The organism is Limibacter armeniacum (assembly GCF_036880985.1).
Classification (GTDB): Bacteria; Bacteroidota; Bacteroidia; order Cytophagales; family Flammeovirgaceae; genus Limibacter; species Limibacter armeniacum.
The window spans coordinates 123,546-147,933 of the sequence record NZ_JBAJNO010000008.1; the positions used below are offsets into that span (position 1 = coordinate 123,546).

A 24,388-nucleotide genomic window follows, 5' to 3' on the forward strand; every position below is an offset into this window, starting at 1 on the left:
TTAGCTCCGGATAGCCATCTGGCGTTGACAGTGTTCATTATCTCATAACCCTGAAAGGGTTGAACAAGCTAACATCACCATTGAACGTGAGTTATGTATTTAAATGTCGCTATTTCGCCCTTTTAGGGCTGATTTACATGTCTTTCTTTACGATGGGTGATACCCATCGCTATTGTATAAGACCTTTTCAGGGCATAAGTCCCGAAGGGACAAAATATATCAGCGATGGACTTTAGTCCATCGTCATATAAATGATATTTCAGCTCTGAAAGGGTGGTATAATCCATAGTTCACGTTCATTTAGTCCATCATGATATAATGTGCGTTTTGGATTAGAATTCGCTTTTAAGGCATCATGAATGAGATGGATTGAAATCCATCACTATTATTTTTACCCTTTCAGGGTAGATGTCCCGAAGGGACTGAATATATCAGCGATGGCCGTTGCACGCGCGATTACCCCGTCGTAATGAAAACCACACTGTTCAGTCCTGAAAGGGTGATATACTTGAAGATAAATCCATAATTCACATTAATATATGAATGGGTTAGAATAGAAAATCTCTATTCCAATTCAATACTTGCTTAAACTGTCTCAATCACAGCCAACACATCATTAACTTTTAACCACTCTCCCTCTTGGACTGCCAGCTTGACCAGTTGTCCATTATCATAAGATTCCAGTTCCATCACGGCTTTATCAGTTTCTATCTCAGCCAGTACATCACCTGCTTTTACGATGTCACCTTCTTTGAAATACCATTTCGTGACTTTGGCTTTAGTCATAGACTCGCTCATTTGAGGTAACCTGATGGTTTGTTCACCTTCAGTAATTTCGATAGGAGGTTGTGGTTTGATCTCTTTGGATGATTTTTTAAAAAGCTTTTTAAACATGCTGTTTATATTTAAATGAAAAAAATAGAGAGGTTACTTTTGAGTAGTAGCCTTGAAAAATAATGTTACGCTTTGTCTAATCAAAGGCTTTTGGATGAGAATTACAGATGAAAAATTTCCTCACTAATCCCGAAATCATCTAAAACCTGACTTATTGAAGATGCCGCTCCTACGTGGGTGTCCTTGGGTTTGGTGCCATATTATTATTCATTTAGCGCTCAATTCTATCATGACATGCTTAAGCTTTAACAGCTACCTTTTGTTGGGCTTCAGACTGCATTGTCCAATTTTTTCAGAAAAATCCAATTTCACTTTTCACCTGCCTCGAATTTGTTTTTGAGCTGGTTCAGAGGCTAGTCATTTCTTCTTATGGCCAGAGTCACTTCCAATTTGAGATTCAAAAAATTAATTTCCATTTAAACCCTACACGCAATAGAATTCTAGTTGACGATCTGTTATTTGAAAGTCCATTATTATAAAGGCAGTTACTTTAAATGGATATAATATGAATACACAGAATTGGGAGCTGGAAAACAGGAAGGGGAAGCTTGAAGCACTGGACTTGAAAAGGCGAACCATTGAGAACCAACGTGACCGCATCCAGATCCGGATCATGCGGATTGAACTGAAAAGGAAAAAAATCAAGGACCAGTACACCTACCTAACCTACCAGCAACAGATGTACCATGCCATGCTGGCAGATAAGTCTGCAGCCCATCGGAGTGGAGAGCTGGCATTTCAGTTGAGAAAGGTAATGCGCCAGAAGGAGTCGCTGGAAGCTTATCTGGTACAGCATTCCGACCTGCTTTTGATTGAGCTGAAGGCTAAAGAAAAGTCCCTGACAGTGCTGGCTCGTGAGCTGTCTGCCATTTACGAAAGCCAGTTAGCCGCTATTGAGCAAAAAGAGCAAGAGTTGGCCAATAATAACCCAGGCACTGAACCACTTGCAGAAGAGGCATTGGAAGTAAAAGAAATCATCCGCCTGTTTGAGCGAACTTTCCTCTTTGCCGACTTTCCCCACTACGCTGAAGAAAAGCACACCTTACCCAACTATGAGCAGATGCAACTGAACACGCAGAAACAAAAAGCGGCAAGCTGATCCAATTATTTTTCCTAAAACCTTACATCAGGTGCAAGGCTGTCGCTTCAGTTTTGTGGGTGGGAGAGGTGTGCCTTTTTTCTGCTACGCAATGAAAAGTCCTAAGCCGTTAATAAAGAGAAGGAAGTATAGCTGCAAGGTGGATTATCATAAAAATAGAAACATTCTATCTGAGACAGACTAGCGATATATTCAAACTTGGCTGGGATTTTCTCAGACGATAGACATTTACATTGATGTGGCAACAAAAAATTTGAACAAAATCAAGAATCCGCTAGATTAAAGAAGTTTTTGACACAGTGCGTATATCAACCATGGTGCTTTTACCCCCCCCCTGATTTTACAGGCTATATACCACTGTGCACTATATACAATTGTTAGGCACAACATTCCAAGAAATAAGAAATTTTTATGAATAGAGGTTCAGAATGGCATAAGTGGAATTTCCATGTTCACACAAAAGGAACGAATAAAAACGATCAATTCCAATCCTCGTTAATGGATGAATTCTTTCAAACATTCTTTAGAAAGGCCATTGAAAACGAAATATCAGCTATCGGCATCACAGACTATTTTTCGATTGAAAAATACTTAGAAACAGTAAAGTATAGGGACGGAATTGAATCAAAAGTAACCGAGGAAGGCGAGCCTATTTTTTCGGAGGAAGAACAAAAGTTAATAAAGCAGATATTTTTATTTCCCAACGTTGAATTGAGAATGATTCCTTCAACAGATAAAGGAAAATTGATAAATATACATTGCCTTTTTAATCCTGAATATGTTGATCAGCTGGAACATGATTTCTTTTCAAATATCGAAAACCAAGATGGATTTCAGATGAATAGGCACGGAATTACCAACTATGGTATTTCGTTAGATGATTCTATTCAAGAGACACATAAACAGTATGAGAAGGGCTTAGATAATTTTGTGGTTGATATTACCGCTCTCAAAAAAATACTTTCCAAGAATAAAAAGTTCAAAGACAATACTTTATTAGTTGTTAGTAATTCGAATAAAGATGGTGCCTCTGCAATTCAAAAACACTATGAATTATTTGAACAAGAAAATGGAAGTTTAGATGGTCTAAGGAAGTCAATATACTTCATTTCTAATGCCATATTCTCGACACGAGAAAAAGACATTAATTACTTTATTGGAAAAAGGTTAGAAGGAACTGAAGGCTATAATTCATCAATTTATTTGCAAGAAGTTAGCAAAGTCATAAAGGAAAGAGGTTCATTAAAACCATGTATTACTGGTTGTGATGCACATAAAGAAGAAGACCTTTTTAATCGATTCACATGGGTCAAGTCCAATCTAGATTTTGAAGGATTAAAACAGATATGTCTTGAACCAGAACATAGAGTAAGAATTCAAACAGATAAGCCTGATTTTAAAGAGGCGAAATATCTTATTGATTCTGTGAAATTTACTTGTTCTGACAACACGTTTTCTACTGAACCTATCCTCCTTAACCCTAATTTGAATGTTATAATAGGAGGTAAATCATCTGGTAAATCAATTTTACTTTATTCTCTTGCAAAAACTTTACTAGCTGACTCAAATGTACTTCAAAATGAAGATGGAACATTCAAATATGACCTTGATAAAATTGCAAATGATTTTGATTTTGAAATAAACACTCGTGGTGGTTTTAAGCAAAATCTACAAAGAGATGAGGAGGAGAACTCAATTTTACCCGAAATAAAATATATTCCTCAAAACTACTTGGTCAAATTAGCAGAACCTCAACTAAATAAAAAAGGTAGGTCGTTAAACAAGATTGTACGTGATCTTATTACAGAAGATGATCAATCAAAGGAAGAATACAATGAATTCATTGGTAAAGTAAAGCAAATCGACAAACTCCGAAATAATGAGATAGAGAACTATTTTGATGTCCTAAAAGAAATTGAGTCAATAGAACTTGAATTAAAAACAAAGTCTAATAAGTCAGTATTGGAACAAAATATTGCAAGTAACTCAAAAAAAGTAGAGGAGTTAAATAAAAGTGCTGGTTTAGATTCCGAAGAAATTGACAAGTATAAAGAACTTCAATCTAGAGAAGAGTCAATAGAAACAGATAAAGAATCTTGGAAGTCTGATTACTTATCTGTTAAGAACTTCAATACAGAATTAATTCAATCGACCAAAAGTCTCAAACAGAAGAAAGATAGCTTAATTCAGAATATCAAAACTCCAATCTTAAAAGAGCATTATGAAAATACTTATTCAATAATTGATCAATTATTAGAAAAGGTACTTGATGCTGATAAGGAATTTGAAACAGAAACGAGAGATGATGGTAAAAGTTATTTTTTATTACAGAGTGAGCTGGCTAAAGTATTATATACCCTTAATGCAAATTTAAGAGAAGTCAAAACATCTATTGAGCCGTTCTTAAAGAATGAGAAAATCAAAACCGCAATTGAAGATTTAAATAAATCCATTGCAACTGATAGAAAGTCCCTTAATGATATAGAAACACTAACAAAGAAGCTTACATCTAAAAAAGATTTAATAAAGAAGTCGCAAGACGATTTGTTTAAGATATATAGTGGTACTTATAAAGAGTACATAGAGATTATCAAATCTCTAAAAAACAGGACTTTGGATTTAGAAAAGGATGGTCTTAAAATAGAAGGCAAAGTAAAATTCAATTTCCCTAAATTACGTAAATCATTGTTATCTGTGAGTGACGGAAGAACCGCATCCTATAACAATTACAATTTACTTTCAGAAAGTAATAAGGCAACTAGTGACTTTGAATTCGATCAAATCCTTGTCACCTTGAAACAATTGTTCAAAGATATTACGGAAGGAAATTACGCCTTATCCAAAAATGCTAACCGAATAAGCGTATTAAAAGATTTACTAAACGATTACTTCTTTGATTATTGGTCAATTCATTACAAGAATGACACTCTTGGAGAAATGTCAACGGGTAAAGCTAGTTTCGTCATCCTTATGCTGATAATAGGCTTAAGTAAATCAAAAGCTCCGATCTTGATTGATCAACCAGAGGACAACTTGGATAATAGATCGATAACATCTGACTTAGTTTCGTATCTAAGAAATAAAAAATTGGAAAGGCAAATAATAGTTGTTACCCATAATGCTAACATAGTCGTTAATGCAGATGCAGAAAACATAATTGTAGCAAACCAAAAAGGTCAAAATGATGATTCTTCCTCAAGTGATTTTAAGTTTGATTATGCAAACGGTGCTTTGGAAAATACATTTGAGAAGATAGATAGCGAAACAGATGTTTTAAAATCAATGGGTATTCGACAACACGTAGCTGACATAGTTGAAGGCGGAAAAGACGCATTTATGAAACGGGAGAAAAAGTATCGATTTAGTTAAAATGTGCCTAACACTGTATATGAGAAAATAGGGCATTCAGTGAGGTAAGAAAGTTTGGTGGTTGTTTGAAACACCGCCAAGCTAAAATTTTGATATTGAAACAAAGTAAATTAAATATAAAAATGTTTAGCTCGGCTCAGTGGTAAACTGATACTTCATCTGTATCTACCGCCCTGCTGTCCATATACTAAACGTTGTGTATTATAGTCTAATGAAACAAAAATATAATTTTCTACTCTTAACGTCTTTAATAGGTTTACTTTTAATATGTGGTTGTAAAATAAATCAACAACTATTAAACCTAAAAAAAATAAACATAAATGATACAAAAATAGGTATTGAAAGTGAGTATTTCAATGGCACAATTTTCACTGAAAAATATCCTTTCAATGAATATTTTAATAATAAAACGGAATCTATCGTTTATTGGACTCCATCAGAAATAGATATTTCAAAAATTGAAAATGATTTAAGGGCTCAACTAAATAAATTAGCTAGAAATAACCCGATGAATGGTTATGATGATTGTCCTAAAATCCATAAAAATTTAAACCATTATTACAGGCAATATGTGGGTATTGAGAATGAAAAAGGAGAGAAGATTGTACACATAAATTTTCTTTGGGATAAGAATAGAGACACTTATGGTTATGATGAAGAATATATTCAAGTTTTTGATGGCTGTAGTTATTATTGGGAAATCAATTTTAATCTTACAACAAATCAATTTTTTGGATTATGGATTAATGGTGTTGCTTAAAAAAAATACACAACAAAGGCTAAAAAAGCATTAAGTTAGTAGTAAAATTGGTAGGTTATTGCGTGTAAGCCAGCCCGCCACCAATAAAAATAAATTAAGGCTGTGGCTTATCACTAAGGCTAGCTAGCCACTTGCTTGTTCCCCCGCTAGCGCAGACACTTGTTTCAGCAGATTGAAAGTTAAGCAGATGTATCATTGAAATCGGAAGTTTTACAGGCTTCAATGATTTATAGGTTCAACACCTTTGGAGTTGGATAAATGGATTTACTAATACTGTACGCTTTTGCCTTCAATCCCTTTGGGATTTTTTTGCTTACAGCAAATGCTGTTACCGAAGGAAACAAACCATATTAGCTCTGGATAGCCATCCGGCGTTGACAGTGTTCATTATATCATAACCCTGAAAGGGTTGAACAAGCTAACATCATCATTTACGTGAGTTATGGATTGAAATATTGCTATTTTGCCCTTTTAGGGCTGATTTGCATGTCTTTCTTTACGATGGGTGGTGCTACCCATCGCTATTGCATAAGGCCCTTTCATGGCAAAAGTCCCGAAGGGACAAAATATATCAGCGATGGACTTTAGTCCATTGTCATATAAACAATATTTTCAGCGCTGAAAGAGCGGTAAAATTCATAATTCACGTTCATTTAGTCCATCATAATATATGAAAGGGTTAGAATAGAAAATCTCTATTCCAATTCAATACTTGCTTATTAGCCAGATAGAGGATGAAGTAGATCTATCGAAAACAAAAAAGGGTGCTAGATTGCACCCTTCTGTATTTGTGTGTTAGTTAAAATCTCTTTTGTCAAAGATTTATTACTGCTCCTTATCCTTTCTGTTAGAATCAGAACGGAAAGGGATAGCTGGTAATCCTTCTTGGTTGATCAGGTTGCATTCAGGGTTGTCTGCCCAAGCGTAACGTACTGCTACAGGGTTGGTAACTTTATCAGTACTGACTACTACATCATTGCCATCGATAACGGCATTTGCCCAATAGAATTTGTGGTCACTGCCTGCAATGGCAAAACCCTTCAGTGGTAGACCATCACGAGTAGAAAGCCCTGAACCTGTTTCAGTGAAATGTACCCTGATCTGGTTGCCTTCCACCGTATAGCCTTTGTACAGTGGTCCTGAAGCCTGTACATTTTTATTATAGACCAGTTTTTCTGCCAGTAAGGCAAGTCTTCTACCTACTTCTTGCTTGTTTGTAGGGTGGATATTATCCGCTTCGCCAAGGTCAATGATGCATGCCATGCCAGTATTAGGTTGTGTCAAGGTCATCGTTTGTGCTTCACGAAGTGCTGCCCAGTCACTTTCCGATGGCTCAGGAGATGTTTTCATATAGTTAGCCAACTGTACGTACAGGAATGGCAAGTAACCTTGCTGCCACCTTACACGCCAGTCGTTGATCATCATCGGGAAGAGTGTACGGTAATCATAGCCTGCTTCTGCATTGTTCTCACCTTGGTACCAGATAAAACCCTTGATACCATACGGGATAATCGGGTTGATCATGCCATTGTACAACACATTCGGGTACTGGTGGTAGTTGTAGATCTTTGGAATGGTTGGCTCCAGATCCTTTTTGTATTTCCATGCACCAGTCAGGCTGATTTTGTTTTCTCCATCTGTGATATACATGTTTTCAGCAGGTGGGTTAAAGCCTCCACCGCCCCATAGTACAGCCATGCGGACAGCGATTACACATTTGCCTGATTTTGTCAGCTTAGCTGGCAGGCTATAGTGATGTGTCTTGTTGGCATTCCATACAGTCTTGCAAATCTCTGTTCCATTGAAGTACAGCGAGTAATTCATCTCAGGATGACCAAGGTTAATGGTTAGCTCCTTGCCTCGCATATTGTCAGGAAGTGCTACAGTTTTGCGAAACCAGACCATTCCTTCATAAGGAGGGATATTCCAGTCCTTGAATGTGGAAGGCATGTTCAGTTCATCCCAATCTGAGTCGTCAAGGTTTTTCTTGGGAATGGTTTTGTCTGTCTTGTTCTTAGGGTTATAAACAATGTCCCAGAAACGGATAAGATCCAAGCTGTCCTTTACGAAATGATCAGTTGTCAGTGAGTCGTTCATCAGGATGTGCTCACGGGTGATTGGTGATGACAGTGACATTTCACGGCTTGTCCATGCCTCAACAGGCGTACCACCCCATGTTGATTGCAGAATGCCTATCGGTACATTCATTTCCGTGTTTAGCTGTCGGGCAAAGAAGTAAGCCACAGCAGAGGCTTCTTTTACGCTGCTGGTATCACATACAGCCCACGTTCCACCTGCAATATCTTCCTGAGGAGTCAGTTGTTTGTCATGAGCTACATTGAACAGACGGATGGAAGGGAAGTGAGCGTTCTTGATTTCTGTCTCAGCATTCATGGCTTGCTGTACTTGCCATTCCATATTGGATTGTCCGGAAGCTACCCAAACATCACCGATCAGTATATCTTCAAATTGAACAACAGGAAAAGGTTTTTTCCCTTCAAAAACTTCCAGCTTGTATGGACCTCCGGCTTGCATGCGCGGCAACTTGACCATCCACTTTCCTTCAGCATCAGTAATGGTGCTTGTACGGCGTTCTGCAAACTGAATGGAAATTTCTGTCTTAGGTGCTGCATTACCCCAAACAGGGATGTCTGTATTTCTTTGCAATACCATGTGGTCACTGAAGACCTTGGGTAAGGTAACTTGACCAAAACCAATGGTGGTGATTGCCGCAAGTATTGCAGTGAGTGAGGTTTTGATAAACCAGTCAGATAAATGCTTTTTTATGTAATACTTGGCGGTTGTTTGTTTGGTTAATCTGCGTTGTTCAGTCATCGTTAGTTGGAATGATTGTAAACATTTTGGCTTAGCATTTTGAGGTAGAAAAATGCCTTCTTTTTTCGATTCCAATCTAGTTCAATACAGAAACTGCTCAAATTCACTCACAGGCTATTTATAGTCAAAATGATAACAGATGTGGTCAAAATGTTAAATGGTAGTTTTTTGGTTGTTTGAGGGAGAGAAATGGATGTGTGGAGTTTAAAATTCAAGAAAAAAGCCGCAGAAAGAAATGGGACTTTCTGCGGCGTTATAGTAGGTTAGACCTTAGGTCTATTGGCTTCAATCTCTGCTTTGTTTTCATGTGACCATTCCACCAGTTGCTTGATAAGGGGAAAGAGGCTTCTACCCAAATTGGATAACCGGTATTCTACCTTTGGAGGTACTTGTGGGTAAACCTTCCTTTCCACCAAGCCACTAGCTTCCAGTTTTTTGAGGGTGGTGGCTAGCATCTTATGGGATATTTCCCCAATGGACTTTTGCAGTTCGCTGAATCTCCTTACCTCATTTTCCTTCAGCATCAGAATAACTAGCATGGTCCACTTGTCACTTAACCTTTCCAGAATATATCTGCCGGGACAGTAATCTGGGTCAAGGTACTTCTCCACGATGTCCGCTTTTTTTTCCATTGTAATCTGCTGTAAATCAATAATTATAACCTAGAGGTAACTCTATACCTTAGTGGTTAGTTATTGTGTGGGAGTATTCATCCCTTTACCTTTGAGTTACTAAAAGTAACTAAGTGATTATTTGTAATTAAAGCAAAGTACAAATAAAGCTTAATTAATAAGATAAAAAGAAGATAATGATTGTTATAATGAATGACTGTTCAATGTTCGTTTGAATAAAAATGTCATTCTGTGAAGACAATCAATGATTACGATTTAAAGCATAAATACAGAGCATGAGTGAAGTACATGAAGTAGCAACATTGGCTGACTTTGAAACCATTATTGAAGCCAGAAGATCATACAGGGTATTTGATACTGAGCATGAGATGCCCGAAGAGATCGTTCAAAAAGCACTGGAGGCAGCATTGCTGTCACCTAACAGCTCCAACATGCAGATGTGGGAGTTTATAAGGGTGCGTTCGGTAGAGATGAGAAAGAAGATGGTACCTATATTGCTGAACCAGTCTGCAGCTCAAACAGCCTCAGAATTTGTAGTGGTGGTAGGTCGTGCCAATGCATGGAAGGAACGTGCTGCTTTCAATTATAACAAGCTGGCTGAAGAGTACGGCGAAACGTCTGACAGGTTTGCAAGGGTAAAACAGTATTATGGTAAGCTGATGCCAATGGTGTACCGCAGTGATGCATTCGGTATTATTGGCAGGATCAGAAAGGTGATGGCTTCCGTAATTGGTCTGAGCAAGCCGATGGTTAGGGAAGTAGGCAAAAGTGATATACTGGCTACCATTCACGGCTCTAACTCACTGGCGAGTATGACCTTTATGTATGCGATGAAAGCACAAGGCTATGATACTTGTCCGCTAGGAGGTTTTGACAGCGTAAGGTTGAAAAAGCTGCTCAAGCTTAAAGGCTCGGATGAAGTGACAATGGTGATCGCTTGTGGTAAAGGTAAACCGGAAGGTGTATGGGGCAAGCGCCACAGGGTTCCTTACGAGAAAGTGGTTAAGACCGTATAAGCAGTTAAGGCTATTTATAAAAAAGACTCTTGGAGTATACCCAAGAGTCTTTTTTTATTCATTGTCCAATATGGCGGTATATAGTTCCTGAAAAGCATCCAGGATGTCAGGATTGCTGTCGAGGTCAAACTGCCTCATCTCACATTTTTTCCTGAAAACCTCTTCAGGTGTAAGTTCCTGCAATGATTGCTTCCCCTCAAAAATGCTGTCCTCGTAGTGTTGGGAAGCAATGCCAGTTGTACTGATCTTCAGGATTTCCATTTGGGCACCTTGGGCTGCTTCATAGATTTTGTCTGTAATCTTTGGGTCATAGGCAGATAGTTTGACTACCACCTCAGCCCAAGGTCTTAACAGGTGTTCTTCAGAATAGCTCTTGATCTGTGCCTGTACTTCCTCAAGGTTGCCTTTCAGCTTTAGCAATGGTCTGAAGGTAGGGATAGTCAGTTCTTTGGTCAGAACAGCTTTATCACCTTCAGTTTCCAGAATACAGACTTTCTTGGTGTCACGGGCTTCACTGAAACTAAGTGCAATGGGTGAACCAGAATAACGGATATGCGGCATGTTGCCAACAACCTGCGGACGGTGGAGGTGTCCTAAGGCTACATAGTCAAAAACTTCAGGGAAATTTTCTGCTCCGATGTGACCCAAGTTACCTACATAGATTTGTTTCTCGCTTTCGGCTGTGCTGCCTCCAATGGCAAACAAGTGCCCCATAGCGATAGTAGGCAGTCCATTTTCCTTATGCTGACTGATGGCTTCGCCAACTTGTTGGTAGTGGTTGACCAACGCCTTTTTGTATTTAGTTTCTATCTGTTCAAATGTTTCACCCTGTACAGCCAACCGGATGTCCTGATCTCGTAGGTAAGGAACAGCGGCAACAGCCAGTACGGGGTTTCCTGCTTTATCCTTGATCAGGATGATCTCATCTTCAGGGTCTTCTGTAGCCTTACCGACCACACTGATGTTGAGCAGGTCAAGAATTCTCTTTGGTGCATTTAGCGTTCCGGGAGAGTCGTGGTTACCACCCGTTATGACTGTATGGTAACATTGGGTGTTCCGTAGTCCTTTCAGGAAATTGTAATACTGTTCCTGAGATTGATGTGAAGGGTTGGAGGTGTCAAACAGGTCTCCAGACATCAGCAGTACATCGATATTTTCCTGTACAATAACCTTCAACAGCCAGTCGAGAAACATTTGCTGTTCTTCATGTTGGCTGTTATCCAGTAGTTTATGTCCAAGGTGCCAATCGGATGTATGCAGAATTTTCATAAGTTTTTTATTGAAGGTAATCTCTTAACCCATAAATATAAGCGTGAAATTATAAAATCACTATCGAATGCTCCAGACACTGAACTTCCATAAATGTGTATGGGTACTGGTGTATTTGTCAATTGAGTAATATGATCTTAATATATTAACATTTATTATTGTAGGAATTATTTGTATAATACAGCTCAGAATGCTGCTTAATTACAATCATTTTAGCTAGAGACTTTACCCAAAAACTAGAACCATTTTATGTTACGCAGTAGGATATTTGCTACAGCGCTATTACTTCTTATAGCACATTTCTCAGTCGGGCAGTTTATAACAGCCTTCCCAGTTGAGCTACAACAAAGTGACTCCACGACTATTGCAAGCGGACAGGTCTTTGTAGATAGCTCCAGTGCCATGACTTTGGATGAAGTACTTGCAGTTGACTGGAGCGAAAAAGGAAAAGAACTAATTCAGGATATAAAACCAATAGAGGGGGCATTAACGGCTTGGGTGAAAATTGCGTTACATAATAACACTTCACAAACACAGTGGACTTTGCATATGCTGAAGGGAGGGCTTTCTTCTCCGTGTGAGATGGAGGTTTATTATGCTCCTGAATCAGGTACAGGTAGGTTCTATCATGCAAGGTCAGGTTATTACCTGAAAGCAAGTCACCGATCGATTATAGATCAGCACAACCGTGTTTTGTTAGACCTTTATCCGGGAGAGTCATACATCATGTATGTACGTTTGCGCAATACCCACTATGACCCATTGGAGCTGCCAATGGCTTTTCAGGATTATACATACTGGAGTACGAAGAAGCAGGAAGAAAACTCTGACAGAAGCCTTTGGGAAGGAATATTTCTGGGAATGATCTGTGTGATGGCGATTTACAATGCCCTGATTGCATTGTTGAGCCGTGATCGGGTCTATGTTTATTATGCTATTTATTTGATGTTGGCAGCGGTATACTTTATGTACCGTTCCCGTTTTATCCATACTTACCTGATCCCTGAAGTACCTTATTTGGCTAAGTACATATGGCCATCTTCCATACTGGCCTCTGCAATGTACCTCTTGTTTATGAGTGAGTTTCTGGAGTTCAAAAGGAAACTTCCAAAATGGAATAAGGTAGTAGTTGGTGTAGTACTGTTGTGCGGAATTGCCTTTTTGGCCGAAATGGGGATAGCCTACTTTACAGGCAATGAATACCTCAATAACATAATAAACACCAACTTGTTCTTAGCCTCTGTCGTGTTTGGTTTTGTGACGTTAGGTGTCTTGTGGAAAATCCGAAATGTCCTGATGATTTACTTTGTCATTGGTTCATTACAGGTATGGATAGGGGCATTTATAGGTGTATTAACGGAGCAATATTATCTGGTACAGGTTGGTTTGGTATTGGAAATTATCGCTTTCTCATTGGGATTGGGACATCGTATTCGTCAGAATGAAAGAGAAAAACAGAAAGCGCAGACTTCACTGATTGAGCAGCTGAAGAAAAATCAGGATCTCCAACAGAAAGTGAATGAAGAGTTGGAGAGTAGGGTAAGGGTCAGGACAAAGGAAATCGAGAACCAGAAAGAAGAGTTGCAACGTCAGCATGACCACTTGTCTGAGGCGAATGACAAAATCATGAGACAGGCAGGGATGATTGCTGAAAAGAATAAAAAGATCCTTGATAGTATCAATTATGCACAACGTATTCAGGATGCCATGCTGCCTGATGTCAAGGTGATCAGAAATATTTTCCCTGAAGCTTTTGTGTTTTTTAAGCCAAAAGATATTGTAAGTGGTGATTTTTATTGGTGCCATCATGAAAATGGGAAATCGTTTATTGCAGCAACTGACTGTACAGGACACGGTGTACCTGGTGCATTTATGTCAGTGGTAGGGTTCAGTTTGCTGGAGCAGCTGGTCAAGTCAGAGAAAATCCATCACCCGTCTCAGATCCTTAACAGGATGCATAGCCGTATTCGTGAATTGCTGAACCAGAAGGAAACACAGAACAAGGACGGGATGGATATGTCACTTTGTATGATAGACTACGAAGCAGGTAAACTGTATTTTTCAGGAGCGAAAAATCCTCTTTACCTCTTTCAGGAAGGACATTTCAAGGAGATAAAAGGGGATAGGATTTCACTTGGCGGTAGTGGTATACTGGAGAGTGATTCTGGTTTTGTCGTACATGAAATAGACCTGAATGTCCCGACCACATTCTATATTTTCTCAGATGGTTATGTGGATCAGTTTGGGGGAGCAGATAAACGTAAGTTCTTGTCCCGTAACTTTAAGGAACTGCTACAGCAAGTATATTTCTTCCCACTGGAGGAGCAGGCTGACCTATTGAAGAAAAAGATGGAGGAGTGGATGAAAGAAGGTGGTGAAACGCAGGTGGATGATATGCTGGTGATAGGTATAAAAGTAGGGCCTGTAAAGCTAGTGAAATCTCCAGATAAAGCAATAGGTATCACAAATAACTAGTTTATTAGCCAACAACAAAAAAGGTGCTGCTCCATAATGGAACCAGCACCTTTTTGATTTATTAGTATAGTATATTAGTTGTAAGCGTTATCATTTGCTTCGTAACCAAGACTGTAACCATCGTAGTAAGAACCAGACTTCACAGTGTAGTCGCTGTTCAGTTCGATAGCCGGTAGGTTAGTCACAGGATTGTTTTCAATCTTGTGGTTTGCATCGCTAGCACCACTGCTGTATACGATGAACTGACCGTTGTTATTTCTTGGATTGATCTTGTTGTCATGGATACGAACCTCGTGTACTGTGATCATTGACTTGAATAGTACATCTTGGTAATCTCTGAACCAGTTGTCATGGATATCCAGTACTGCACTAGTCACATACTTCGCTTCGGTTTTCAGGAATGTACCTTCCGAATCACTCTCAACGCTTGAGAAGTAATTGTTGTAAAGGTCGATGTCATGACCACCTTTCATGAACAGGAATCTAGATTTTGAACCAGAAACAATGTTGTTGTAGTATTTACCAGTACTCCAGTCACCGATTTGGAAACCTTGGTTCTGCATTGGTTCATTCTCTTTACCACCGTTGATCATTGTGTTGTTGTACACCTCAATGTCACCTGTTACGTTAGCTACCTGGAACAAATCCCATCCTGTATCATGGATCAGGTTGTGGTGGATACGTACGTTTTTGATTGGGTGCGCATTCGCTACAGCTGTCTGACCAAGGTAGATACCTTCACCGTGTGTATCGTGGATGTGGTTGTGGTGGAATTTGATGTTACTCATTGTCCATCCACTACCAGCGTTATCTGTCTTACAAAGGATACCAGCGAAGCCAGTGTTTTCAATCTCAGCGTAAGCTACTTCAACGCCTGTAGATTTCTGGTCGAATGTCATACCACTTGAACCAGACTCAGCAATGTGGATACCGTATTTGATGTTCGGGTTACCACTACCCAAAACTCTGATATTCTGACATCCGATAAATCCTACCGCGTGTTTACCGCTTTCAGTACCTGCAATTACTACCTGATCTTTGTTGATGATCGTAATTGGCTTGCTTTCAGTACCAATAAGGTAGTTGAAGTAAAGTCTTCCTCTTGGAGTTGCGCTTGGTCTGAAGGCTACTACAGAACCCGCAGGGATATCGTTACCATTCACAGAAGATTGGCCTGGCTCAATCCAGTAAGTTACTTCAACAGCTTTTCCGTCTAATAAAACTTGTGTTTCAGTCAGTTCAACATCTACAGGAGGAGCTGGCTCAACAGCTACTGAGTCACCAGGTTCAACAACTACAGTTGAATCAGGGTTGGTAACTTCTGTAGAATCGTTAGGAAGCGTTACTTCAGGATTTTCAGGAGTGATAGTTGATTCTAATGGGTCTTTCTCGTTTGAACATGACATAATTGAACCAATAAACAATGTAGAAACGAGTAATTTTTTTAGTGTCTTTTCCATATTTTTTTGAAATATTCCTAGAAATTTCACGGATTAGGCACAAGAAGGTGCTTTCGTCAGCCCAATTCGACATAAGTCTGCACTGACGCCAATTGATTTTCCAGGGTATGGTTGAGATTTAAAGTCTTGTTTTAAATTGCTTCAGAACTAACGACTAGAAGTATCTGCCATTTGGCAAAAAATTAAGTCAATAAAAGTTGAAGCTTGTTTGTCAATTTTTAGAAAGCATGGCCGCAGATTGCATACCATATAAATGTCTTAATTCTCTGTTTACGTTTGTTTAGATATAAGACTTAAGATTGAAAACTATTTACTCTTTAGTCATTCTGATTTTAGTGAAATAAATTCTTCCAAAAATCATGAGCTAAATTTTAATGAAACCAAAGCAAACCTTATCGATTGAGTTTGCTGAACTTTTTCAATTCACTTCGTTAAGTGAAATACAATCTTTCTATTCTTAAATTATTGACCGTTTCAACAGTAATTCCAATCATAATCATTAAGCTTTAGATCGGATATGTTCAACGTTTTACACTCATAGTACAATTGTGTGGGAGACTCACCCTACAACCCAAATCTTAAGAAACGTTAAACGATGTGAATGGTAATGGTTTGTAAATCAATGTAATGTTGCTTAATATATTCAAAAATGGAGATGAGCTTTTTAGCTTTTTCCGACTTGAAATATCACTATTCCTATAACAATATGTATAAATGTTTAGACTTAGTTATACTATTCTAATAGTGTGAAAAGGAATTAACACTTTGGCTGAAAAAAAATTGAAAAAAGAAGGTAGGGGAAAGGGATTTTTCCTCTCATCTGTATTCAATAGAGAAAATATTGCAAGGTGTAGTCTTAGTGTTGTTGGTAGGAGGCTGTTAGAGAAGTCCTTCTTTATAGGTCAATGACCTGTGCTAATATGTAGTAAGGATACGATAGGTGGTTGAGAGTAGGTAGTGCAATGGCAATGTATATATAGAAGGAGCTTCAAATAGTATTAGCAATACTTACTTTATAATAGTCCCATTATCTTTTGGGAGACTGTATCAAGTGAACAGGTTTTTGATTTGGAGAGTAAATTCTACTTGTCAATTAAATGGTTAAAAGGATTGATGGACAAATTAGTTACAGGTTGGTTTCTTTTTAATAAAGTATAGACCTTTTAACACTAGCTTGTAGACATCTATGATTGAGGTGTCATTTTAAGGGAATTGGTAATGATATATCCTACCTAAGAATAATAATATCTGTCATTTATAAGTTGTAAGATATAGACATACTATATAATAATACTATATTTAGTCCATTAAAAATAGAATGCACTTTATAGCTTTTTTTGAATGAATAGCTTTTTTGAAATAAAGTGTAGACAGCTAATAACTCAATTCCAAGAACTAAACAACAAATAGCTAAAAATGACCCCGAAAGTAATTATTCTCGGTGGAGGAGTAGCGGGTATGAGCGCTGCCCATGAACTAATAGAACGTGGTTTCAATGTTGAAGTCTACGAACAACAACCCAAATATGTAGGCGGTAAAGCACGTAGTGTAGATGTACCGCACTCTGCTCATGGAGAAGTAAATGGCATTCCCCGCAAAGCCTTACCCGGAGAGCATGGATTTAGGTTTTTTCCAGGCTTCTATAAGCATATTACCGATACCATGCGTAGGATTCCATTCAAAGGGAACAAAAATGGTGTGTTAGATAACCTTGTCCCTACAGATAGGGTAATGATGGCACGTTTTGATAAAGCCCCTCTTATTACACTCGTAAACTTCCCTAAATCATTTAAGGATCTTGGTGTTTTGGTGAATGCCATTATGCATTCAGATATGGGACTTTCCGATAGCGACAAGGAAGCAATGGCAGACAAGATCTGGCAGTTGATGACCAGTTGTAAGGAAAGAAGGAAAGAGGTTTATGAGAGAATGGGATGGTGGGAGTTTACAGACGCAGACCACCATAGTGAGGCATATAGAGAGTATTTTGTTGGAGGTTTAACAAGAACTTTGGTTGCTGCAAAACCCAAAGAAGTAAGTACTAAAACTGGAGGAGATATATTGCTCCAGCTGTTATTCTTAATGGCAAATCCAGAGGCACACGCAGATCGAGTACTTAATGCTCCTACCAATGATGCATGGTTATATCCTTGGAGAGATTACTTGAAGGAAAAAGGTGTTAAGTATTTCCATGGGCATGCAGTGCTTTCTATTGAAAGTGATGTGAAGAACAGTAAAGTAACTGGTGTGAAAGTGATGTCGACTGATGGTGAAGAGAAGACTGTCACTGGCGATTACTATATATCAGCTTTGCCTGTTGAGAAGATGAGTGACTTGCTCACAGATGATTTGATCGCGATTGACCCTATGCTGGAGTCCATCAAAGAGCTGGCGGATGATGTAGCGTGGATGACGGGGATTCAGTTTTATTTGGATGAAGATGTAAAAATGACCCATGGTCATGTGATGTATACTTCAACTCCTTGGGCGCTCACTTCAATTTCCCAGTTACAGTTTTGGGATGGTTTTGATATCTCTGAATATGGAGATGGAAAAGTGAAGGGAGTTCTTTCTGTCGATGTGTCTGACTGGACTACTCCAGGTATCTTATTTGGAAAGAAGGCGGAAGACTGTACCAAGGAAGAAATCAAGCAGGAAGTTTGGGCTCAACTCAAGAAAAGCTTGATTGATAGCGATGGAGAATGTCTGCTAAATGATGAAATGCTCTTGGACTGGTACTTGGACAGAGATATTGTGTTTGATGACGATGAGTCCGTAGAAAATGAGTTTGAAGCAGAAGGTGTAGTGGCAGTAGCTGAGAAAAAGTCAGTCGCAGCCGCAGCACGTAAAGTGTTCAAGTCATTTAACGAAGAGCCGTTGCTAGTCAATAAGGCTAATTCATGGTCTTTAAGACCTGAAGCATTCACGCGTGTTGATAACCTGTATCTGGCATCAGATTACGTTAGAACCTATACTGACTTGGCGACCATGGAAGGGGCCAACGAAGCTGCTAGGAGAGCTGTAAACAATATAATTGATAAGGCAGGGATTAGTGCGCCTTACTGTAAAATCTGGGATTTGCATGAGCCAAATGTATTGGCAATTCTCAGATGGTTGGATAAGCGCAGATATGACAAAGGAATGGCTTGGAACAAGTATGTACCGAAGTTATTCAGCGTCTTGCACAGAATGAATTATATCAAAGAAAAGTGGTTGGCTTAACGTAAGAAATTTGAAAAGAAGTTGATATGGATACGCACCCGAGTTTAGAAATAAAATCGTCAAAAGCGATATATGTTACTTTGGCAGTGGTAGTATTGGGAATCTTCTCAAACTCATTTTTCTGTACAGGATGGCACACTGCTGCTTTATTAGCATTTGGAGTATATTCATCTCTTGTTATAATAAGTATTATTAATAAGGATGTACTTTTACAAAAGTTATTGGTATTTGCTTTGGTAGCTGGTTTTGCAGAGCTTTTTGCAGATAACTGGCTTGTAAATACAATTAAGATATTGGAATATGAGAAAGGGCCTTCTATTATGGCATCTCCTATTTATATGCCGTTTGCTTGGGCTACAGTACTGACACAAATTGGTTTTGTAGGTTGGCAAAAGGCAAAACGGATGGGAATGTGGAAAGCATGTCTTTTGGCTGCTGCCTTAGGTGGTTTGGTAATTCCTTTATATGAGTATTCTGCTTATGGAGCTTGCTGGTGGTATTATAATGATCCTGGGCATATGATTTTTTACACTCCATACTTGATCATAATAGGAGAGGCATTATTGTCATTGGTCTTGCCTGTAATGATCAGAGAGATAGTGTTCAAAAAGTCAATTGTTTGGATTGTACCAGCAGGAGTTGTAATGGGCTTGTGGATTTGGGGTAGCTATTATATTGGTTACCTGATCGCAAACTAGATATGGTACTCCTAGACGTTAGTAGAAGCTAAATAGTATTGTCTATATAGATTAAGAATATTGCAATGATTTTTAAGATGTTGAGGACGGTAATAGAAATGTTGACGGTCCAATATAAGTATGATAAGAAATCGTTGGAGATGGCTAGGCGAATAGCGAGGGCATCTCTACTCATTTCCTTGTTTACCTGTAGCTATGCTGCTTTATGTCATTTTGTGGCATTCGATTTAGGTATAACAATTATGCTTGGAGCCACGGCTTTATATTTCTTATTGCCTTTATTGCTTCGGACAAGCCTTGGTCTCGTCACCATTGGTAACATATTGCTGGCATTTTCATTTGTAATGGAACTGTCAATAGTAGTTCTTTCAGGAGGTATTGAATCGCCTGTATTACCATGGCTGTCTTCAATTCCTGTTGCAGGCCTTCTATTAGCCAATAAGTTATCGGCAATTTGTTGGGCAATTCTATGTACAATAGCCATTATAGCGTTAGGTGTTGGTGAGATGTTTGGCATGAGCCTTCCATTATATTATGATGCATCTTATTTGACGGTTTTTGCTATACAATGTCTGGCAGGCTTGCCACTGATCATCTTTTTCTTGAACCTTATTTTTGTGAAAGAAAGGGATGTTGCCCAAAATGCACTTCAGGAGTCTTATGAGGAACTAGAAGTGCAAGCAGAAGAGATTGCAGCACAGAGAGATGATATCCATAAGAAAAGTTTCTTGCTGGAACAGCACAACAATAACATCACCGCCAGTATTAACTACGCAAAGCGAATTCAAAACGCATCATTACCCTCTGAGAAACGACTTCAGCGTGGCTTGAAGAATCACTTTGTCCTTTATAAGCCAAGAGATATCGTTTCAGGTGACTTCTATTGGTTTGCCCGCATTGGTTATAAGACCATTATTGCAGCCGTTGACTGTACAGGTCATGGTGTACCAGGGGCATTTATGAGTATGATTGGTACTCAGAAGCTTAATGAGATCGTCAAAACGAGAAATATTACATCTCCAAACCTGATTCTGCATCAGCTTCACTTGACCATTAAGGAGGATCTGGACCAGAATAATAATGAGAATAAGGATGGGATGGATATTGCCATATGCGTAATTGATGATGAGCGAAAAGTACTGGAGTATGCGGGGGCTAAAAACCCATTGGTATACATTCAGGATGGTGAGATGAAAGTTGTGAAAGGGTCCAAATTCCCAATTGGAGGAAACCTGTACAAGGAAGAGCCTATTTTCGATAAGTTTGAACTTCCTTTGGACAAACCGACCACTTTCTATATTTATTCAGATGGTTATCAGGATCAGTTTGGCGGAGAAAATAATCGGAAGTTTATGTCAAAACGCTTCAGGGAACTGCTTTATGAAATTCATAAGTTACCAATGGATGAACAGAAGGTAACCCTTATTAAGAAACTGGAAGAGTGGAAAGGATACGACAAGCAGCTGGATGATATATTGGTCATTGGAGTGCAAATCTGATGATTTGATCAGGAGTAATATTGCAAGAAAGAGATTCGATAAGGGTCTCTTTTTTGCTTTGTAGATACTAGAGTAGACAAGTAATGAACTGCATTTGTTCTATTTTTAAATACAACAGATAACTTTTTAATACATGAATCAATTTAAGAAACTTTTTCCGTGGTTGCTGGTAGCTGTATTGGCTTTGCTGGTAGGTAGGCAGTACTATCAGGAGTATGAGTTACAGCAGCGTTATTCTGCCCAAAGTGTAACAGATGCTGTTGTCAGTAAGGTTGAGGCTTTGGGTAAGTTGGAGCTTGTAAAGTTTAACATAGCAGATGTAATTACTTTTAAGGATGAAAACCCTTGGTATATGCCCGATCAGGAAGTATTTATGGTCGCAAGGGGTGAGGCTGTTGGCTGTGTAGACTTGACAAAGCTCACAGGAGACAAAGTAACGATGAACCTGACAGAAGATACGATGTATGTCAACCTTCCTGCACCAGAGGTGTGTTATTATAAGCTTGACATGAAAAAGACAAAAGTGTATGATAAGTCTATTGGGGCTTTTATGAACCAGACCAAGTTGGTGAATGAAGCCTACAAAGAGGGAGAGAATCGCATTTTGCATGCCGCATTGGATGAGGGACTACTGGAAGAAACGCGTGGTAATGCCCAGAAAATGTTGAAACCATTACTGGAGAATATTACAGGGAAATCTGTAATACTGACCTTTGAACCGCAGGCACAACCTTGGGAGCAACAAAAAAGATAAGTTGACAAGAAAAGTGGTTTATTGATCAATCCTTGAATTCTCCTCAACGCAGTGTTTACATTGGTTTTATTTCTTTGTGACTAAAGATGTATAAAGTATTTGCTCTGCAGACTAAGTCTGTAAGGGTAAATGCTAAAAGATAAGAAGAGACCAATGAGAAACCTGTCCTTGTGGATTTGTATCCTTTTTTCGTATACCCTGATTGTAGGAATCGTAAATAGACTAAAGTCGGCTGAACAGCAAAAGCACTTACTTTCCAATGTACCTGCTTTGGTAATGGAAGCGTATCACTTGCAGCAGGACTCCCTTTTAGCAACAGTGGCAAGCTTAAAGTCTGCCTCAACGGACGAGCAAAAAGTCAAAACATTGCAGCCTAAGGTTACCAAGCATAGTAAACAGATGACCATGCTGTATGCCTATATAATAGAAGAAGGGGCTTCAGAAACTTTTAAGGAGGTGGTAGCTTCCCATGGTACTATTGTCGAATCAGGAATATCGGCAGATATGTTACTGGCAGCAGTAGAGAAGTTGGATGATAAAGGCAGTGACTTTACTATTGGTTCGAGTGACGTTATAACCAATATGAGTATTTTTGATGCCTTGCGAAAGGAAATATGGGGTATAAATACGGCTTTGTCGGTGGATGAAAATGCTGAATCACTTCGTGAGGCAAAAATAAAATTGGAGGGTGTTAGACTGATTTTGGGTTACTATACTCCTTTTATTAAAGACCGTGATTTAAGTATTCAGCTTGAGCAACAGTTGAATGGTATTTCACATGCAATATCAGGAGGGAACTCGATTAAGGTTACCTTTACTCAAATCCAATCTTTGTTGACAACACTTGAAGAGGTTAGAATAGCAGTTGGAGTGAAACCTTCAGAAGCTAAGACATCAACCGTTCAGTCTGAGTATAATAAAAAAGGCAGGGAACATTCTTCAAAATTGCCATACCTGCCTTCTGCCTTATCCTACTCTTGTGGGAGTTCCTTATAAAAGTTTAATGTATTTCGTTTGAAGCTTTTCATTTGCTTCAGTCCCTTACTACTTAATTTTTTTGTCAAATTTCCGCCAAGGGTTGGAAACATACTGCCCAATTTAGCCATGATACCTCTTTTGGCAGGTAAACACACTTCAACTTCCTTGCTCTTCATTACCTTGAGGATCGCTTCTGCAACTTGCTTGGCACTAAGGGGTTCCGTAGCACCCGAAAAAGAAAGTGCGGCTTCGGAATAGTCAAGTTGTAAGTCCATCATTGGAGTATTAACAAGGTCTGGACAGACTAATGATACATTTACACCCTTAGGTGCCAATTCATAGGCAATGGAAAGGGTGAAGCCTCTTACGGCAAACTTGGAAGCACTGTAAAGACTAAGTCCTGCAATAGGGGCGATACCAGCAAGTGAGGAAACATTAATGATATGTCCAGATTTCTGTAAAACCATGACCTCTGCTGCCAGTTTGGTTCCATAGATTAAGCCTTTGGCATTGGTGTCCATATGCTTGTCTATTTGGCTGAGAGGAGTGTCCTCAATCCATCCGGGGGTGATGATGCCCGCAATATTAAAGAGGTAGTCAATTTCTCCAAACTGGTCAACAGTGTCGGCTATAAGCATTTCCCACTGACTAAGGTCTGAGACATTGAGATGGCGGAGATGAAAAAGGCTGGAGTCGTAATCGACTTCCGAAAACTCATCAAGCAAAGCCGTGAAATTGATATCGGCAAGCATGACACGGTATCCATTCTGAAGAAGAAGGTGAGATAAAGCCTTACCAATACCGCTCGCAGCACCTGTTACGATTGCATTCTTGGGTTGCATAGTTATAGGGTTAAGTTAATTACTTGGTTAATCAGGATTGGGTTTATCTGAAGGAATGGGTCTTTTCAGATAAAGTGGTAACAATAAAAATAATATATCTGAGCAATGAATCAATAGGTAGCGTAGTCAGAGAAAAGGATTACTGCTCTTTTTTGTTTGGTTTAAAAACAATCACAGTGCCTTCCAGAATAAGCGCCTTGTAAGTTTCTGTATAGTCATCTTTGTTACTGATACCTCGACTTAGCAGAGAACGGGCTTCTTTCTCTTCTTCTCTTGAGCTAACACGGATAACAGCATCTGCTCCCAACTCTTTAGCACGGTCTATCATTACCTGAAGTAATACAGTGGTATCCGCTCCTATATACCCAACTACCTCTAGGTTTCCCAATTCAATATATGAATTCTCAGCTCCTCTATAGTTTTGGTCATAGAATATATCTACATGTTCACTTTGCTCCTTGTAAGGGTTTTCACGGTAGGCAATGTAGCTTGTGCCGGGTATTAGATCATAACATCCAGTTAGCATAACGATGCAGAAAAGAATAAGTAAAATTCGGTTGAAGACAACGTTCATGGGTCAGTGAGT

At 38.9% G+C, this 24,388-nt stretch carries 18 protein-coding genes; 10 read left to right on the top strand and 8 right to left on the bottom strand.

Annotated features, from left to right (window positions below; all coding sequences use genetic code 11):
- Positions 1-122: 122 nt before the first annotated feature.
- Positions 123-287 (bottom strand): hypothetical protein, encoded by a 165-nt coding sequence (locus V6R21_RS06475; protein WP_334241910.1) that lies wholly within the window; start codon positions 285-287, stop codon positions 123-125.
- A gap of 298 nt (positions 288-585) precedes the next feature.
- Positions 586-894 (bottom strand): biotin/lipoyl-containing protein, encoded by a 309-nt coding sequence (locus V6R21_RS06480; RefSeq protein WP_334241912.1) that lies wholly within the window; start codon positions 892-894, stop codon positions 586-588.
- A 505-nt stretch (positions 895-1,399) separates the two neighbouring features.
- On the opposite strand from V6R21_RS06480, the gene V6R21_RS06485 reads away from it, so the two are divergent.
- From V6R21_RS06485 to V6R21_RS06495, 3 genes are all read left to right on the top strand, one after another.
- Positions 1,400-1,993, top strand: coding sequence for a hypothetical protein (locus V6R21_RS06485; RefSeq protein ID WP_334241914.1), 594 nt, complete (start codon positions 1,400-1,402; stop codon positions 1,991-1,993).
- 411 nt (positions 1,994-2,404) lie between these two features.
- Positions 2,405-5,362 carry a TrlF family AAA-like ATPase gene (locus V6R21_RS06490; protein ID WP_334241916.1) on the top strand — a complete coding sequence of 986 codons (2,958 nt, stop codon included), beginning with the start codon at positions 2,405-2,407 and terminating at the stop codon, positions 5,360-5,362.
- A gap of 211 nt (positions 5,363-5,573) precedes the next feature.
- Positions 5,574-6,122, top strand: coding sequence for a hypothetical protein (locus V6R21_RS06495; RefSeq protein WP_334241918.1), 549 nt, complete (start codon positions 5,574-5,576; stop codon positions 6,120-6,122).
- 825 nt (positions 6,123-6,947) lie between these two features.
- Here V6R21_RS06495 and V6R21_RS06500 read toward each other — a convergent pair.
- Positions 6,948-8,957: a sialate O-acetylesterase gene (locus V6R21_RS06500; RefSeq protein ID WP_334241920.1), complete on the bottom strand. Its 2,010-nt coding sequence runs from the start codon at positions 8,955-8,957 to the stop codon at positions 6,948-6,950.
- A 263-nt stretch (positions 8,958-9,220) separates the two neighbouring features.
- Positions 9,221-9,589: a winged helix-turn-helix transcriptional regulator gene (locus V6R21_RS06505; RefSeq protein WP_334241922.1), complete on the bottom strand. Its 369-nt coding sequence runs from the start codon at positions 9,587-9,589 to the stop codon at positions 9,221-9,223.
- Between the two features lie 275 nt (positions 9,590-9,864).
- Between V6R21_RS06505 and V6R21_RS06510 the strand changes: the two genes are divergently transcribed.
- The gene (locus V6R21_RS06510) at positions 9,865-10,605 is read left to right on the top strand and encodes a nitroreductase family protein (RefSeq protein WP_334241924.1); all 741 of its coding nucleotides are present in this window, start codon (positions 9,865-9,867) and stop codon (positions 10,603-10,605) included.
- Positions 10,606-10,659: 54 nt separating this feature from the next.
- On the opposite strand, the gene V6R21_RS06515 is transcribed toward V6R21_RS06510, so the two are convergent.
- A complete protein-coding gene (locus V6R21_RS06515; RefSeq protein WP_334241925.1) occupies positions 10,660-11,874 on the bottom strand; it encodes an exonuclease SbcCD subunit D C-terminal domain-containing protein in 1,215 nt (404 codons plus the stop codon).
- Positions 11,875-12,123: 249 nt separating this feature from the next.
- Between V6R21_RS06515 and V6R21_RS06520 the strand changes: the two genes are divergently transcribed.
- Complete coding sequence (locus V6R21_RS06520) at positions 12,124-14,349, top strand: 7TM diverse intracellular signaling domain-containing protein (RefSeq protein WP_334241928.1); 2,226 nt, start codon at positions 12,124-12,126, stop codon at positions 14,347-14,349.
- Between the two features lie 74 nt (positions 14,350-14,423).
- On the opposite strand, the gene V6R21_RS06525 is transcribed toward V6R21_RS06520, so the two are convergent.
- Positions 14,424-15,809 carry a right-handed parallel beta-helix repeat-containing protein gene (locus V6R21_RS06525; RefSeq protein WP_334241930.1) on the bottom strand — a complete coding sequence of 462 codons (1,386 nt, stop codon included), beginning with the start codon at positions 15,807-15,809 and terminating at the stop codon, positions 14,424-14,426.
- A gap of 1,416 nt (positions 15,810-17,225) precedes the next feature.
- Between V6R21_RS06525 and V6R21_RS06530 the strand changes: the two genes are divergently transcribed.
- The 5 genes from V6R21_RS06530 (at position 17,226) to V6R21_RS06550 (ending at position 22,978) form a co-directional block, all read left to right on the top strand.
- On the top strand, positions 17,226-19,031 hold the full coding sequence (locus V6R21_RS06530; protein ID WP_334241933.1) for a hydroxysqualene dehydroxylase: 1,806 nt from the start codon (positions 17,226-17,228) through the stop codon (positions 19,029-19,031).
- 26 nt (positions 19,032-19,057) lie between these two features.
- Positions 19,058-19,729: a DUF6989 domain-containing protein gene (locus V6R21_RS06535; RefSeq protein ID WP_334241936.1), complete on the top strand. Its 672-nt coding sequence runs from the start codon at positions 19,058-19,060 to the stop codon at positions 19,727-19,729.
- A 140-nt stretch (positions 19,730-19,869) separates the two neighbouring features.
- Complete coding sequence (locus V6R21_RS06540) at positions 19,870-21,228, top strand: PP2C family protein-serine/threonine phosphatase (RefSeq protein WP_334241938.1); 1,359 nt, start codon at positions 19,870-19,872, stop codon at positions 21,226-21,228.
- A gap of 133 nt (positions 21,229-21,361) precedes the next feature.
- The gene (locus tag V6R21_RS06545) at positions 21,362-21,982 is read left to right on the top strand and encodes a DUF4230 domain-containing protein (RefSeq protein ID WP_334241940.1); all 621 of its coding nucleotides are present in this window, start codon (positions 21,362-21,364) and stop codon (positions 21,980-21,982) included.
- A 129-nt stretch (positions 21,983-22,111) separates the two neighbouring features.
- On the top strand, positions 22,112-22,978 hold the full coding sequence (locus V6R21_RS06550; RefSeq protein ID WP_334241942.1) for a hypothetical protein: 867 nt from the start codon (positions 22,112-22,114) through the stop codon (positions 22,976-22,978).
- Here the strand turns inward: V6R21_RS06550 and V6R21_RS06555 are convergent.
- Positions 22,954-23,802 carry an SDR family NAD(P)-dependent oxidoreductase gene (locus tag V6R21_RS06555; RefSeq protein ID WP_334241944.1) on the bottom strand — a complete coding sequence of 283 codons (849 nt, stop codon included), beginning with the start codon at positions 23,800-23,802 and terminating at the stop codon, positions 22,954-22,956. The two genes, V6R21_RS06550 and V6R21_RS06555, sit on opposite strands and share 25 nt — an antisense overlap.
- A 139-nt stretch (positions 23,803-23,941) precedes the next feature.
- Positions 23,942-24,376, bottom strand: coding sequence for a hypothetical protein (locus tag V6R21_RS06560; protein ID WP_334241946.1), 435 nt, complete (start codon positions 24,374-24,376; stop codon positions 23,942-23,944).
- Positions 24,377-24,388 lie beyond the last annotated feature (12 nt).

Excerpts from the sequence above, each read along its gene's own strand:
- V6R21_RS06540 (WP_334241938.1), top strand. The coding sequence starts at position 19,870 with ATGGCTAGGCGAATAGCGAGGGCATCTCTACTCATTTCCTTGTTTACC.
- V6R21_RS06480 (WP_334241912.1), bottom strand. The coding sequence starts at position 894 with ATGTTTAAAAAGCTTTTTAAAAAATCATCCAAAGAGATCAAACCACAA.
- V6R21_RS06555 (WP_334241944.1), bottom strand. The coding sequence starts at position 23,802 with ATGCAACCCAAGAATGCAATCGTAACAGGTGCTGCGAGCGGTATTGGT.
- V6R21_RS06525 (WP_334241930.1), bottom strand. The coding sequence starts at position 15,809 with ATGGAAAAGACACTAAAAAAATTACTCGTTTCTACATTGTTTATTGGT.
- V6R21_RS06490 (WP_334241916.1), top strand. The coding sequence starts at position 2,405 with ATGAATAGAGGTTCAGAATGGCATAAGTGGAATTTCCATGTTCACACA.
- V6R21_RS06530 (WP_334241933.1), top strand. The coding sequence starts at position 17,226 with ATGACCCCGAAAGTAATTATTCTCGGTGGAGGAGTAGCGGGTATGAGC.
- V6R21_RS06485 (WP_334241914.1), top strand. The coding sequence starts at position 1,400 with ATGAATACACAGAATTGGGAGCTGGAAAACAGGAAGGGGAAGCTTGAA.
- V6R21_RS06560 (WP_334241946.1), bottom strand. The coding sequence starts at position 24,376 with ATGAACGTTGTCTTCAACCGAATTTTACTTATTCTTTTCTGCATCGTT.
- V6R21_RS06545 (WP_334241940.1), top strand. The coding sequence starts at position 21,362 with ATGAATCAATTTAAGAAACTTTTTCCGTGGTTGCTGGTAGCTGTATTG.
- V6R21_RS06550 (WP_334241942.1), top strand. The coding sequence starts at position 22,112 with ATGCTAAAAGATAAGAAGAGACCAATGAGAAACCTGTCCTTGTGGATT.
- V6R21_RS06495 (WP_334241918.1), top strand. The coding sequence starts at position 5,574 with ATGAAACAAAAATATAATTTTCTACTCTTAACGTCTTTAATAGGTTTA.
- V6R21_RS06515 (WP_334241925.1), bottom strand. The coding sequence starts at position 11,874 with ATGAAAATTCTGCATACATCCGATTGGCACCTTGGACATAAACTACTG.
- V6R21_RS06535 (WP_334241936.1), top strand. The coding sequence starts at position 19,058 with ATGGATACGCACCCGAGTTTAGAAATAAAATCGTCAAAAGCGATATAT.
- V6R21_RS06520 (WP_334241928.1), top strand. The coding sequence starts at position 12,124 with ATGTTACGCAGTAGGATATTTGCTACAGCGCTATTACTTCTTATAGCA.
- V6R21_RS06505 (WP_334241922.1), bottom strand. The coding sequence starts at position 9,589 with ATGGAAAAAAAAGCGGACATCGTGGAGAAGTACCTTGACCCAGATTAC.
- V6R21_RS06500 (WP_334241920.1), bottom strand. The coding sequence starts at position 8,957 with ATGACTGAACAACGCAGATTAACCAAACAAACAACCGCCAAGTATTAC.
- V6R21_RS06475 (WP_334241910.1), bottom strand. The coding sequence starts at position 287 with ATGGATTATACCACCCTTTCAGAGCTGAAATATCATTTATATGACGAT.
- V6R21_RS06510 (WP_334241924.1), top strand. The coding sequence starts at position 9,865 with ATGAGTGAAGTACATGAAGTAGCAACATTGGCTGACTTTGAAACCATT.